General features: G+C 69.2%; 18 protein-coding genes. 3 read left to right on the plus strand and 15 right to left on the minus strand.

Going from position 1 to position 13238, the window contains the following annotated elements; translation table 11 throughout:
- The first annotated feature begins 342 nt into the window (after positions 1–342).
- Entirely contained in the window at positions 343–639 is a 297-nt protein-coding gene (locus AC067Z_RS37715) for a hypothetical protein (protein ID WP_478794169.1), read from the plus strand.
- A gap of 10 nt (positions 640–649) precedes the next feature.
- Here AC067Z_RS37715 and AC067Z_RS37720 read toward each other — a convergent pair whose 3' ends face one another.
- The 15 genes from AC067Z_RS37720 to AC067Z_RS37790 all read right to left on the minus strand — a co-directional run bounded on the left by AC067Z_RS37720 (position 650) and on the right by AC067Z_RS37790 (position 11947).
- Positions 650–1894, minus strand: coding sequence for a tyrosine-type recombinase/integrase (locus tag AC067Z_RS37720; RefSeq protein ID WP_478794170.1), 1245 nt, complete (start codon positions 1892–1894; stop codon positions 650–652).
- Between the two features lie 77 nt (positions 1895–1971).
- Entirely contained in the window at positions 1972–2214 is a 243-nt protein-coding gene (locus tag AC067Z_RS37725; RefSeq protein WP_478794171.1) for a helix-turn-helix domain-containing protein, read from the minus strand.
- A gap of 460 nt (positions 2215–2674) precedes the next feature.
- On the minus strand, positions 2675–4150 hold the full coding sequence (locus AC067Z_RS37730) for an ATP-binding protein (protein WP_478794172.1): 1476 nt from the start codon (positions 4148–4150) through the stop codon (positions 2675–2677).
- Positions 4151–4153: 3 nt separating this feature from the next.
- Positions 4154–4999: a bifunctional DNA primase/polymerase gene (locus tag AC067Z_RS37735; RefSeq protein ID WP_478794173.1), complete on the minus strand. Its 846-nt coding sequence runs from the start codon at positions 4997–4999 to the stop codon at positions 4154–4156.
- Positions 5000–5271: 272 nt separating this feature from the next.
- The gene (locus AC067Z_RS37740) at positions 5272–7368 is read right to left on the minus strand and encodes a zonular occludens toxin domain-containing protein (protein WP_478794174.1); all 2097 of its coding nucleotides are present in this window, start codon (positions 7366–7368) and stop codon (positions 5272–5274) included.
- Positions 7369–7456: 88 nt separating this feature from the next.
- Positions 7457–7789, minus strand: coding sequence for a hypothetical protein (locus AC067Z_RS37745; protein ID WP_478794175.1), 333 nt, complete (start codon positions 7787–7789; stop codon positions 7457–7459).
- 1 nt (position 7790) lies between these two features.
- Positions 7791–8069, minus strand: coding sequence for a hypothetical protein (locus AC067Z_RS37750; protein ID WP_478794176.1), 279 nt, complete (start codon positions 8067–8069; stop codon positions 7791–7793).
- Positions 8059–8220 carry a hypothetical protein gene (locus AC067Z_RS37755; protein ID WP_478794177.1) on the minus strand — a complete coding sequence of 54 codons (162 nt, stop codon included), beginning with the start codon at positions 8218–8220 and terminating at the stop codon, positions 8059–8061. The genes AC067Z_RS37750 and AC067Z_RS37755 overlap by 11 nt, the downstream gene beginning before the upstream one ends.
- 77 nt (positions 8221–8297) lie before the next feature.
- Complete coding sequence (locus AC067Z_RS37760; protein ID WP_478794178.1) at positions 8298–8489, minus strand: hypothetical protein; 192 nt, start codon at positions 8487–8489, stop codon at positions 8298–8300.
- Between the two features lie 34 nt (positions 8490–8523).
- Positions 8524–8904, minus strand: a complete 381-nt coding sequence (locus AC067Z_RS37765) for a DUF6251 family protein (protein ID WP_478794179.1) — start codon at positions 8902–8904, stop codon at positions 8524–8526.
- Positions 8888–9235 (minus strand): RRQRL motif-containing zinc-binding protein, encoded by a 348-nt coding sequence (locus AC067Z_RS37770; protein ID WP_478794185.1) that lies wholly within the window; start codon positions 9233–9235, stop codon positions 8888–8890. Before AC067Z_RS37770 ends, AC067Z_RS37765 begins: the two co-directional genes overlap by 17 nt.
- A complete protein-coding gene (locus AC067Z_RS37775) occupies positions 9235–10098 on the minus strand; it encodes a protein spdB (protein WP_478794180.1) in 864 nt (287 codons plus the stop codon). Before AC067Z_RS37775 ends, AC067Z_RS37770 begins: the two co-directional genes overlap by 1 nt.
- A complete protein-coding gene (locus AC067Z_RS37780; RefSeq protein WP_478794181.1) occupies positions 10095–10313 on the minus strand; it encodes a DUF6303 family protein in 219 nt (72 codons plus the stop codon). Before AC067Z_RS37780 ends, AC067Z_RS37775 begins: the two co-directional genes overlap by 4 nt.
- A 53-nt stretch (positions 10314–10366) precedes the next feature.
- Complete coding sequence (locus tag AC067Z_RS37785) at positions 10367–10630, minus strand: DUF6284 family protein (protein ID WP_478794182.1); 264 nt, start codon at positions 10628–10630, stop codon at positions 10367–10369.
- Between the two features lie 600 nt (positions 10631–11230).
- Entirely contained in the window at positions 11231–11947 is a 717-nt protein-coding gene (locus AC067Z_RS37790) for a GntR family transcriptional regulator (protein ID WP_478794183.1), read from the minus strand.
- 54 nt (positions 11948–12001) lie between these two features.
- Between AC067Z_RS37790 and AC067Z_RS37795 the strand changes: the two genes are divergently transcribed.
- Both AC067Z_RS37795 and AC067Z_RS37800 read left to right on the plus strand, forming a co-directional pair.
- Entirely contained in the window at positions 12002–12916 is a 915-nt protein-coding gene (locus AC067Z_RS37795) for a class I SAM-dependent methyltransferase (RefSeq protein WP_478794184.1), read from the plus strand.
- On the plus strand, positions 12903–12974 hold the full coding sequence (locus tag AC067Z_RS37800) for a hypothetical protein (RefSeq protein ID WP_478794186.1): 72 nt from the start codon (positions 12903–12905) through the stop codon (positions 12972–12974). Before AC067Z_RS37795 ends, AC067Z_RS37800 begins: the two co-directional genes overlap by 14 nt.
- Positions 12975–13238: the final 264 nt, after the last annotated feature.

Genomic DNA, 13238 nt, shown 5'->3' on the forward strand with positions numbered 1-13238 from the left:
GTGGTGTGGCTGCTGCTGGTGATCTTCGTCGGCTCGGGCTGAGGGAGCGCTCACTCAGGCACGGACCTGCGTGTTTGCCGTACGAGGGGCCGTCGCCCACAGGGCGACGGTCCCTCGTGTTTTCTCTGCGACACTGGTAGCACCATGCCCAAGCCCGGAGAACTCACGGTCAGAGTGCGCCAGTAGGCGCTTGACCTGGGCATACGGAGGGGGACAGCGGCCCTGAGCGGGTCGCTGGGCCGTGTGTGGGCCGTGAGACACAGGCGGGGAGGCGGTTTGGCCAGGCGAAGGCGCCGCCGTGGGGCACCGCCACTGAACGGGATTTTCACTGCGGATGAGCAGGTGTTCCGCTTCTATCCGGACGGCACGGTTCTGGACGTGCTCGTACGACCCGCACCTCGGCCCGCGAGTGCTGCTCTGGCGGGTTGGCTCTGCAGAGAAAGCATCATTCCCGGCGTGTACATGGTGCGGTACGTCCTTGATGGCGAACAGGTCGCGTTCACGACGCGCGGACACTACCGCGACGAGGAGATCAAGGTGCGCGGGACATGGACCCGAGGGGCGCTGACGCTCGGCATCGTCGGCCGAGGCTGGGAGATCCAGCCCCGGCGCTTTGCGCGCTTGGATCAAGCGCGCTGACGATCCTGGCTCAGTCACTGTGGGGTGCGGTGTCCGGTCGGAACACAGCGTCCACGGCTCGGCGGGTCCGCTCCCGGCTTGTAGGCATGAGGTGTGCGTACACCCGCAGCGTGAGGCCGGGGTCCGAGTGTCCCAGGTACTCGCTCACGGCCTTGACGCTCTCCCCGGCGTCTAGCAGCACAGACGCGTAGAAGTGCCGGAGCGCATGCATTCCGTGCTCTCGCGCAGAGTCGTAAGGCTCGCCCTCCTCGGGTAGCGGGATGAGACCGGCCGCCGCGATCGCAGGCTTCCACTCCTGAAGATTGAAATTGCTGCGCCAGACGAGCCAGTTGGCCGAGTTCGTGAACAGCAGCCGCGCGGAGACGAGCGGGCCGTCTGGCTTCCGCCAGGGCAGCGTGACGTCCACCGGCTTGTGCTGGTCCATGTGCTCCCGCAGAGCCTCACCGACGGAGCCGGGCAGGGGAACGTCCCGCTCCTTGTCGCACTTCGGCGGTGCGAAGACGGCCCTCCCACGGATGAGCTTGACCTGCCGTACCACGCGCAGGGTGGAGTTGCCGATGTCGAGAGCATCCTCGGCGAGCCCGACGATTTCCCCCTGGCGCAGCCCGCACCCGGCGCCGACGTCGACCATGGCCCGATACGGCTCGGGCAAGGCGGCGCGGACGGCCCGGACCTGTGCCGGCTGCCACGGGATGACGCGCCGGGGTTCGGCAGTGGGCGGACGTACGGACTTTGCCGCACACGGGTTGCGAGGCAACAGCCCGTCGTCAACGGCGGCCGAGAGGACGGCTCGCACGTCGCTGTAGATGTTCCGCGCGTACGAGCCCCCGATGGGGCTGCTCTCCAGGGCGCTCACGAGTTCGCGGATGTGCTGCGGGCGGAACGAGTCGAGCGGGCGTGAGCCGATGTACGGGAAGGCATGGAGCCGTAGACGTCGCTCGGTTTCGATCTGGCTGGACAGCTCCGTGGTCTGAGCCTTGAGCCACTTGTCGGCGTAGCCCTTGAAGGTGGTTCGAGCGGCACGTGGGTCGACGTACTGGCCGCGTGACATGTCGGTGGCGATCTCGGTCAGCCACCGTTCCGCCAGGCGCTTCTGTCGGTCGGGGAAGCTCTTGGACTTCTCGGTGCCGTCGGGGCCGACGTAGCGGGCGCGGTAGCGGAGGCCTGTGCCGTGGCGGTCGGTCTTGACGCGGAGCGTCTTGCCGTCGGGGCTGGTCTCGGTCCTGTACCAGCGGTCCTGGATGTGGCCTGCCATGTGTCCTCGCGTCTCCTGAACGGCCGCAGGGCGACGCCTGGTGGCGTCGCCCTGCGGGGTACTCGGTCTGGGGTCGGTCAGGCAGCGATGTCCGCAGCCATGCGTTCGGCAGTCCAGCGTTGTACGGCGGCGGGGTCGTAGCGGAGGTGTTTTCCGACGCGGAATCCGGGTGGGCCAGTGCGCTTCTTCCGCCACTGGTAGACGGTTTCGAGAGGCACGCCGAACATCTCAGCGATGTCGTCGGGGGTGAGGTACCGATCGGGCAGGCTGCCTCGGAGGGTGGCGCGGGGGTCGGGTCGAGCGGAACGGGTTCGGCTCATGGGGTCCTCGTCAGGGAGTCGTGTCGGCTTCGAGGCTTCGTGCGGCCGCGTGTGTCCGAGGTTCGGATTCCTGCGTCATCGCGTCATCAGCGTCATTTGCGCTTCTGACCTGCGGATTTGTGGTGACGCAGAGGATTGGGGGTGCGTCATCGGTGACGCAGGCGGGCGTCATCGGGTGACGCGGGTGACGCGGGATGACGCAGCCGAAGCCGTCCTGCGTCATCCCTGTTGCAGCAGCTCAGGGACTGTTCTGGACCTTCTGGTGACGCGGGTGACGCAGCGTTCCCTTTCTTAGGAAAAAAGAGGGGGTGTCTGTTGTGTTGCGGTGGCGCCTCAAAGCGTGAAGAAGGAGCCGCTTCGCGGCGCGTCCTTGGGGCGGCGTTCCGCCGAACAGCAAGAGGAGCACCTGGGCTTGGACGCGGGTGCTCCTCTTGCTTGTCCGTGCCGACATGGATGCCGGTCAGAGCATCGACTGTTGCTCGTGGGGCGGTAGGGCCGGGCGTCGGGTCATCTCGATGTAGCGGCCTTCTTTGGTGCGGCCCCAGTCGATGAGGACGCCTCGGGCGGCGAGGGTGGGCTGAAGGCGCTTGAGGCGGTCCGAGAGGACTTTCCCGGTGGTGGGCCACCCTTTGGGCAGAGGGCGAAGTTCGTCGCCGCTGTAGAGGCCGGTGAGGCAGTGCAGCCACTCCGAGGACGTCATCCGCGTTTCCGTGCCCGGCTCAATGGTGGCGGCGTGCTTGAGGACGGTCTGCGCGAGCAGGTCACCTTCGATGACGTCGTCGTTGAGGTCGTCCAGGCTGCCCCGGTAGGCGGGGAGCGTACCGAAGCCGGTCGCGGCGTCGATCTGCGCACACAGGTGCGCGAAGTCGGCCATCCGCAGGTCGGTGGGGATGTCGGCCTCGGTCGCCCGGACCTTGACGGTGAGGTCGAGGAGGGAGCCGAGGATGGCGGGCAGGGCTGCTTCGAATTCGGTCCAGAGTTCCGCCTCGGTCCGCCGCACGCGGGGGCGCTCCAGGCGCAGCGGTAGAAGGCGTTCGGCGAGGTCGGGGCGGATGACGCCGACGTCGATGCCGGTCAGGAGCAGGGGGCGGCGGTAGCGGGAGCGGACGACATCGCCGTCGCTGAAGAGGGCGCGCTTGATGCTCTCGGCGCCGGTGACGATGCAGCACATCAGGTCGGATAGGTCCGGGGCCAGGTGGCTCAGGTTGTCCAGGGCAGTGACCCATCCGGCGGCGACGGCCGTGATCAGGTTCTCTTCGTCCTTCGGGGCGCGGCGCAGGTCGCCGGTCATGCCCTCGATGATCCGAACCAGCATCCGGCCCGCCGTGGATTTGCCTGCGCCTTGCGGGCCGGTGAGGAAGGGGGCGGGGACGGGCGCGGACGGGCCGAGGCAGCCGATGAGCCAGGCGAGGGCCAGGCATTCGGTCTCTGCGGTGGCGAAGTTGGTCAGCCTCAGCAGGAGGTCGATGCCCTTGCCGTCGGTGTCCTTGGCCGGCAGGGGGAGTTCCCCGGTGAGCTGGGTGCGCCGCCAGCACACCTCGCGCGGGTCGGGGGTGAGGAGGTCCCAGCCCGAAGGATGGATGCGGACGGACTGCCCGTCGTCGCGGCCCAGGTCCAGCCACGTCGCCCCGTCGTATCCGGGGGCGACGCGGATGTGAGTGGGCTGGACGTCCCGACTCAGCGCGAGTGCTTCGATCAAGTCCAACGCCTCCTTGAGTGACGTGCCGTTGAACACGCCGATCCCGTCGTTGAAGAGACCGACCATGAGTTCCTGCCGGTGGCTGCCCGTCGTGCCCTGGGAGCGGATCGGGCGGGCCACGGGGTGGCCGTTCTTCTGCGCGTAGACGGTGCCTTCGGTGGTGCGGAAGTACCGGAAGTGGGCTTGCGCGTAGTCGGTGATGACCTCGCGGGCCGGGGTCTTCTCGTCCTCGGACATGGCTCACATCCCAAGTGTGGTGCGGGCGTTGGTCCACGCGTCCGTGCAGTGCCGGACGGTCTCGCCCTTGGCCTGCGCGGCGGCGAACAACCGGGCCATATGTACGTCGGTCAGGCAGCCGCACCGGCCGTGCGTGGACAGGACGGCGAGGAACGTGCGGTAGACGGTGGTGTGGATCGCGCCGCGGGCCTCGGTGATGCGCTGCTCCGCCATGGCGATGCCACGGGCCAGATAGGTGGGCGCGCGGTGGCGGCACTCCCCGCCCTCGGCCGGCACGGGCACGGTGACGGCGCGCGGGACGGGGGCCGGTGCCTTGACGATCAGAGCGCGCACGGCGTCGGGCAGGGGCGTCATGGTGCCGGTGCCGGGACCGAGCCACCGCGCGTAGGCCATCGAGGACTTGATGTCTACGCCGGGCCGTACGGCGTTGGCGGACCGCATCGGCCCGAGGTAGAGCCAGTGCTCGCCCCGGGTCGTCGGCACGGTCCGCGTGGCGGGCAGGGTCTCGCGCGCCCACGCGATGGCTTCCGCGTTGTCCAGGTCGACGACGGTGAGACCGGCACCGCCCGGGTGGTACGCGACCGCAGACGCCCGCACCCATGCGCGGCGCCAGACGCCGGAGCTGATGACGTCTGGGTCGGTGGTTGCGGCGGCCCAGCCATGACAGGGCGCCGGGCAGATGCAGGGCCCGGAGGTCTTCATGTTCGGCCGACCACCGCACGCGTTATCGGCGCAGCGGCGGCAGTTGCCGAACGGCACCTTGCCCTCCCGTAGCGGCAGCGCGGGCACGTCTGCTCCGGCCAGGCGCAGCGCGGTTCGGAGGTGGTCGTTTGTGGGTGGTTGGGTCATGCTGGATGTCTCCAGTTCTCGTGAGTGACTGGCAGACGAGAGCGGCCCCGCACTTTGGCGAGAAGGGGGGCCGCTCTCGGCGTATGCGGAATCCCTGCCGTGCATGCGGGAGGGAGGCCAACGCACCCCCTGCAGAGGTGCGTTGGAGGGGTTTCGGGGTGCCGGTGGGTGCGCCTCTCTGACTCCTTGATCGCCTATTTGTGCAGGTCAGGCTGTGGAGTCGGGTGCAGGGAGCGGGTCAGGGAGAACTCCCTGCCTCCCTGCCGTCTCCCTCACGCGCCGGCGGCCTCGTCGTCGTCCTGGTCGCGCGCGGCGAGTGCCTCGCGGATCCGGTCGCGGCTGACGTGCATGCGCCCGCCGTCCGTCTTGTAGTCGCCGTGCCCGACGTCGTCGAGCAGGCGCTTCAAGTCGCCCGGTGTCCAGTCGCGGTACTCCTGCGGGTTACGCTCCGACAGCAGCTGCAGAACCACTTGGGTCCGCATCCGCGGCTGGTCGCCGAGGACGTCGGCGATGTCGGCAAGGTGATCGACGGGCTCATCGACGGGTCCAGCAGCGGCGGGGGCGACACCGTCGCGCAGTGCCACGGCGCGGGCTACGACGGGGCTGATCTGGTCGGCCTGCGAGTCCTTGCGGACGTAGTAGGCGCGGACCAGCTCGAACGGGTTCCGGGTGAATCCGACGCTCAGCGCCGTGCCGACGTTCTCTGCCGGGTTCAGCGTCGTCGCCGTGATACCGGCCCGGTGCTTGCCTGTGCCCAGCAGTCCGTCGTTGGCGACGTGGTCACCGACGGCGAACGCCACCCGGTGTGAGGTGTTGCGCGTGACGTCCTTCGGAATACTTGCCGCCGTCGGCGAGACGGTCACGAAGACGAGCGTGATGCCGCACTTCCTGGCTTTCTTGAGCACCTTGACCGCCAGCTCGGCTGCTTCGGGCCCGTACTTCTTGTGCTCGAACAGCTCGTGGCACTCGTCGAAGACGACGACCTTCGGCCGCATCCGCGGGTCGCGCTCCGCGATCGCGCGGGTGAGGCGGACTTCTCCGCCACCCAGCTCGTCCAGCAGCTTGCCCCGGAGCGTCACCTCGTCCCGCAGGCCCCGCAGCGCCTTGAGCGCGGCCTCGACCTGCTCGTCGTCGTCGCCCTTGACCAGGGTGCGCAAGCGGGGCTTCATCGGGTCGTAGTCCACGTTGTACGCCATGACGTACACCTCGATCTCGACCAGACGGTCGAGCATGGCCCCCAGCAGCAGGGCCACGACCAGCGACGACTTACCCGAGCCCATGATGCCGCCGACCATGTAGTTCGCGGCCATCAGCTTGCCCATAACGGGCACGCCACGCTGCGAGACACCGATGGGCACGCCCTTGAAGTAGTCGGCCTCCCCGCTCTCCAGCAGCGGCCACGGCGGCACCGGGCCGGACAGGGAGCCCTGGTCGGCCACCCACAGATCAAGGACTCCCGGCTGCGCGGACGGCTCAGTGGGCCACACCTCGACCTGCTTGCGCAGCAGGTTGTGTGCGAGCACGTCCTTTCGGCCGTTGACCATCTCGACCGTGACGCCGAGCGGTAGTTGCAGCTGGGTGTGCCAGCCGTTGCCGAGCCGGACGGTGGGCGAGACCCAGCGAGGCTGCCATCCGTCCTTGAACGCCTTGTTCAGCGGGGCGATGCCGAGGTTGCGCAGCGCGTCGAGGATGGCGCCCTCGTCCGGGACGACGTCGCGCTTGTCCTGCTCGGCTGCGGGCAGCGCCCAGTTGGGGGCGGCCTGCTGGTGGCGTCCGACTGCCCACACGGCCAGCAGCGCCAGCCACGGGCCGATGGCGACGAGCGGGCCCCACACGACGGTGACGATGACGACGATCCAGCGGATCAGCTCCACCATGGCCATCAGCGGCGAGACGACATCGGCGATGTTCTCGTTGGCTATGGCCAGCGCGATGCCGAGCAGCAGCAGCCCGCCGACCGTGCCGCCGGCGCCGTAGGCGGCGTTCTTCACCAGCCGCTCCGGAGAGGTAAGCAGATCCATACGGCGCTTGTGCCGTGCGGCGCGGAACGCCGTTCCGCGGGCCTCCCACTCCGCCGCAAGCTCCATGTTCCCGGCCGCCTCAGCAGCACGCAGCAGCCGCTCGTACCGGGCAGCGGTGCGGCCGTCCCACGCGCGCTTCGCGACGATCCGCGTGCCGCCCAGCACGTAAGAGCCGTGCCGGACGACCAGGCGGCCGGTGGCCCGGGTGCGTTCGTGCGTCGCGGCCTGGTGCACCGCGCGGCCGGAGCGCACCCACAGCGGCACCGGCCGCTCTGAAGGCGCAGCCGACGGTGCCGAATCGTCCTGAGTATTCGGGGTCTTGAACAGGGGAACGACGTTCTCGGTCATGCTGGTCTCTCTCCTGCTACTCGATGTGGTGGTCAGGGGCCCGGGGCGGCCGGGATGCTTGGCGGCTGTCGACCGCCCCGGGGCGTAGTCACAGTCCGAGTCGGCGGGCTGCCTGCTCGACGCGTCGCAGGTCCTTCTCGGCCTGCTGGCGTGCGGCCCGTGCCGCGCTGCGGTCGGGACGGTCGACGGTGCGTTCCTTGGTCTTGGCGGCGGCCACGGCGGTTTGGGCGTTCTCCAACGCGGTCTGCATTGCGGTGACTTCGCGGGCGCCGCGTTCCTCGGCGGCCTGGTCGATGCGGTCGATCCGGCGGTCAAGGCGCGGGTCGACCGCATCGGCGACGGCCTGCTTGGCGCCGCGCAGAACGAGCAGGGCGCGCTGCCGCTTCTCGGCCCGGGTGTAGCTGCGGTACGTGTGGCTCATGTCAGTTCTCCTTCGCGGTGTGGCAGTCGACGCACCCGGCGGCGACGTGCAGCCGGTCCAGTGCGGCACCAGCGATCCGGTCCAGTGCGGCGCGGGCGGCGGTGGCGGCCAGGTAGGCGCCGATGAGGGCGGATGCCACCTGCCACAGCTCGGTTTTGTCGTGGGCGAGGCGGAAGAGGACCACGCCTCCGGTGAACGCGGCGGCGACGATTGCCAGGGTCACTAAGGTCTCCGCGGCGTTCGCGAGGAGCACGGCGCTGCGCTTCGGCTCACTGGCCATCGGACACCGCCTGTCCCTGCTCCTCGATCGCGGCGGCGGTGGCGAGCTGGGCCCACACGGCGGCCTCGGCGACCTGCGTGGGTGTCGGCCTGTTGAGGTCGACGCGGCGCAGCGCGTTCTCGGCGCGCTCGCGGTACTGCTTGCTGGTCATGTCTGTGCTCCCGATTCCGGGGCCGGACTGTCCGGCTCCCCTCACCGCCCGTGCGGGACAGGCGGATCGGGCAGCCGTCAGGCGGGCCGCAGCTCGTGTGTGTGACACAGGACCGTGCCGATCAGAGGGCTGATCCTGTGCACCGTCCACCGCCCGCCGGTCAGTGGCCCGGGCGGCACGTCGTCGACGATCCGGCCCGTCTTGCCGACCGCACGGGGATCGTCCTCACAAGAGGCGATCAACACGTTCTCGCCGGCCTGGAACGCCATGGCAGGCTCCTCTCAGGTAGGGGATGCGGTGCGGTCAGCGACGGCCGCGGGCCTTGCGCACGTTCTTCGCGGCGGCCTTGCCGTCCGCGCCACCGACCGACTTCACGACGGTGACCACGCCCCAGGCGCAGACGGCTGCGATGAGAGCGAGCAGCGCGAGGTTTGCCGCCATGGCGGTGAGCACGCCGACGAGGAGCGGACCGAAGTAGACGCCGGCGGCGACCGCTCCGGCGCCGACACCGGAACCGAGCGCGACGCGCTGCACCGTGCGGTCCGGCGGAGCATGGTGCACGTGCTGGTGAACGATCTGCGGGCCGCCGTACTGCTGCGGCACCGGGAGAGCGGAGGGGAGGACGTAGGTATAGGTGCCGTCGGGGAGCTGCACCACACGGGCAGGTTCAGGCAGGGATTCCATCGGTGGTCCCTTCGGGGTAGGCGCAGGGCACGCAGGTGCCGAGCGAGGGAGGGATGACGTAGCCCGCATCCCGGCCGCAGCCGGGGCACATGCGTCGGGCACGCATCGCGGCGGCCAGCGCCGCACGGCGGCCCGGGGTCATGGGGCGGACGGGCTTGGCGCGGTCGATGCGGTAGAGGTAGGCGACCAGCGGGCCCCGCCGACGTCGGGGCCGCTCCAATTGCGCGGCGACGTCCTGACCACCCGGGCGCAGGCCGAGGGCGCGGAGTTGGCGGCGGGTGGCGTAGCCATCCGGAGCGAGCCGCCACCGGTAGACGGGCAGCGTCGCCATCAGGCGGCCACGCGCTTCCATGCGGCCCGCAACCGCACCTCGGAGGCGGAGTAACCGGCCGCGCGGAAGCGGGAGGCCATCTCCCGATACGACAGGGCCGGCGTCTCGCTGTGCCGGATCTCGTCGACCAGCCGGTCAAGCTCTGCGTCGGTGAGCGCCGGGGTCGCGCTCAGAGCGAGCGCGGAAACGGGCTCGGTGGGGCCCCAGGTCGGCAGCTCCCATGCCGGTGTGACGCCGGGCGTGACTCGGGTCGTCACGCTGGCCAGCGCCCTACCCGTGTCCTCACCGTCGCGTGTCTCCTCCAACGTCGACCACGCCCGCGAGAGCGTCTGCGCCGTCCGGGCTTGGACGCGTGCGACCCGAGCCCCGGCATGCGTGACGGCCGTCAGCCGGATCTCCTCGGTGGTCGCTTCGGCGCGCAGCCGGGCGCGGGCCACCGCCGCTTCGTCGCGGGCCTCCTGCTGAATACCCCGAATGGCCCCGAGCGCGCCCGGGGTGAGCGCGGTCCGCTCCCACAGCCCGTGCACCAGCCACAACGCCTTCGCCGCGAGCGGCAGCCACGCCACGGCCAGCCACGCGCCGGTGGACTCCTCGGCGGTGAGCGCGTGGGCGACCAGAACACCGGTCGCCATCAGACCGAAGCACCAGCCGACGGCCGTGACGCCGACCGAGCGGTCGCCCTGCGCGGCCAGACGGCGTTCGTAGGCGAGGGTGGCCAGCCATCCGCCGTCGATCCCGAGACCGACGACCAGGGCGACGGGCCACGGCATCGCCGTGCCCAGCCACATCACGACCACCGCGAGGGTGAGCACCATCGACACGGCCGTCATTGCGACGGCGGGCAGCACGGTCTTGGCGTTCATGCCGCACCGCCCATCGGTCGGACGTCGATCGAGGCGAACAACCGGACCCGAGCGTCGCCGTGGTCGGACAGCTCCAGCCAGTCCCACGCGGCTCCGTCGACAGGCGTGTAGCCGAGCGCGGTCAGCGCCTCGTCCCGCTGATTGAGCGTCGGGACCGGGGCAGTACGGCAGAAACGATGAGTGGGCCAGTCCAGGGCGTCGGGAGCGTCGGTCATGACGTACACCTCCCAATCGCCCAGGAACGTATTCGACAACCGAGCAGTGCGCGTCATGCCGCACCCCCGACCATGCCGGTGGTGCGGTTGGTCAGGTCCCGACGCACGGCCAGCACCCGGTTCCGGGCCCGGCGGACGCGCCGCTGGTCCAGCTCGGAGGCCGGCCGGTCGATGGTCATGATCTGGGCGTCCAACAGGTCGATCTCCGCCGTGATGAGCGGCATCTCGGCGTCGATGGCATCCAGCTCCGCGGCCGTCGGATCGCGGTCGAACTCAGCGGTGGTAACAACCGCCTGAACAGCAACGATGTGCTTCATGAGTCGTGTCTCCCTAGCAGGTGTACGGCTCGAAGCGGCCCCGGTGGTAGGACACTGGGGCCGCGCGCCGTTGGGTGGGTCGGTCGTGGGCTACGAGCGACCACGGCGACCCGACACCCGTCTGCCGAAACGACGGTGGGATGTCGGGCACCGTGAGCGCTGGTGCAGGGTTCGGATCTCCTGTTTCGCACGACGCTGCTCGATCCGGAGAGGTCCGAAATCCCGGATGTCCTGGCAGTTTCAAGGTGTGTCGTGCGGTTCTTAGAGCCGATGGCGTTCCCGGTTAGGGGTGTGGGCCCGGTTGTGACACGGGCCGTTTCTCGGTCGGCTGGTCTCCACTCGCCTCGGCCGGAACGGTCACGGCCGCCGTACTGCGGTGGATCACGCTGTGGAGTTGTAGGCATGGCGCGATCGGCCCGCTCCGAAAGTTCCGGATTGAGCGATGCCCACACCACGAGACTGGACCGGTGGACCGGTCCAGACAACCGCTGAATTTGAAGTTGGAAGGCCGTGGCTTGGCAAACCGCAGGTCAAACAGCTTGACGGAGCATCAAAAAAGCTGGACCGGCGGACCGGTCCAGCTCCGTTCTGAGGGCATACCTACATCGCGTAGGTGTCGATCTGCTCGAAGAGCGAGGAGGGCGTGACCCCTTCCTCGCAGACCAATGGGCGACCTTCCTGGTCGTGTGCCGTGTGAAGAAGCACGGCGACCGGGGTTGCCGCCACTACTCCCAAACGGTCCGCTTCCGCGTCCGCAGCAAGGCGCACGGTGGTGACATCCACTCCCTCGACCGGAAACCGTCCGGTCTGCCGACGGACATAGCGTGTCGTGCCCTCGGCGATGGGGGCAGTGTCGGCGAGGCGGGGCGCCGCCTCCGCGATCTCTGGAGGAAACCATGCCTCCACGCAGCTATTCGGGGTTCCGTCCGGAAGCTGGAGGACACGGATGCGTCGGAGCGCCAGCACTCCGGGAGAGATCCCGAGTGCGACGGCGACGCGGGCGGGAGGCTCTGCCCAGTCGGGCGTGCCGATACGAAGGAACGGCATCCCGCCCAAGATGCGCGCCGACCCGGCTCGGCGGGCGCCGGCAGGGCGCGCCACGGGTGTCTCCGTGACGACGAAACCGGTGCCCTGCTTCGCCACCACCACGCCGTCGTTGCGCAGCACGTCCACGGCCTTGATGGCGGTTGCCCGTGACACGTCCCACTGCTCGGCCAGGTCGCGGCCGGACGGGATGGTGTCACCAGGAGCGAACTCACCAGCGGCGATGCGGGCGCGCAGAGACTCAGCGATCTCTTCGTACTTCAGAACTGCCATAGCTTCCCCTACCCCGCGCTGGACTGGTCCACCGGTACACACGATACTGCGACCATGTCGAATCTCGAATTGGCACCCTCCGTGATGCGGTTCTACGGCGAGACAGTGAACGAGGACAGCCGCCTGCGTAGCTCGGCAGACGGACGCATGGAGTTCGTCAGAACCCAAGAGCTCCTCCGACGCTTCTTGCCTCCCGCGCCGGCACGCGTACTCGACGTGGGCGGGGCGACCGGGATTCACGCTGAATGGCTTGTGAAGGACGGCTACGAGGTCACCCTTGTGGACCCCGTGCCCCGTCATGTCGAGAGTGCGTCGGCAGTGTGCTCGGCGTTCGTAGGGGACGCACGAGAACTGCAGGAGCCGGACGACAGCTTCGACGTTGTGCAGCTCCTCGGGCCGCTCTACCACCTTCCCGACCCTGATGATCGGAGTAGGGCGCTAGCGGAGGCCCACCGAGTGGTGAAGCCGGGCGGGCTGGTCGCTGCGGCTGCAATCAACCGTTACGCGTCGCTCTTCGAGCACGTCACGTATGCCCACCTGCACACCGAACGGATTCATGACTCCGTTTCCAAGATCCTGGAGACGGCCGTCTACGACGGCGTGCGAGGGTTCACCTTGTCCTACTTCCACCGCGCCGAAGAGCTAGCGGCGGAGTTGGCCGCCTCCGGCCTGACGCACGTGCAGGTCTTCGGCATCGAGGGGCCTGCGTGGTCTCTGGTGAAGGCGGCCGAGCAACAGCCGGGCGAGGGGCCCACGGATGAGCTGATTGCGTCCGCCATGGCTGCCGCGCGCCTGGCAGAGCCGTACCCGGAGCTGCTCGCTGCCAGCTCGCACCTACTGGCCGTTGGCAGGGCTCCCGCTGGCATCAACGGTGGAAATCAACGGTGGCGAACACTGGCGGAGCGGCTGCCACATGTTCAAGAACCCAAAGGGCTGGCTGAACCGGGAGGGAGCGCTGATCGCGCTTGAGCTGCCCGAAGTGACGTCGTGCGAGATATGCGGCCCGGAGACCGGGCTCGGCAGCTAGGACCCCGGCTTCTTCCTGCTGCTGGTCTCGCGCTCGCGGCCCCTGCCGGCGGAGTGCATCGCATCACTGACAGGTCACGGCTGCCGGACAGGTGGCCCGGCAGGGTCGGGACGAACTGCTACGGGTAGCAGGTCGTCCAGGGCCAGCACGGGCTTCGTTCCGTCGCCGGTAAGAGGTCGTTTTCTCCCGTTGTTTTATCCTGTGATGCGGATTTGGTTCTGTGATGTCGGATCGCGCCACGAGATGGTGGTCTCGCCGGTGAGG

It is taken from the genome of Streptomyces sp. NPDC043812, assembly GCF_056436245.1.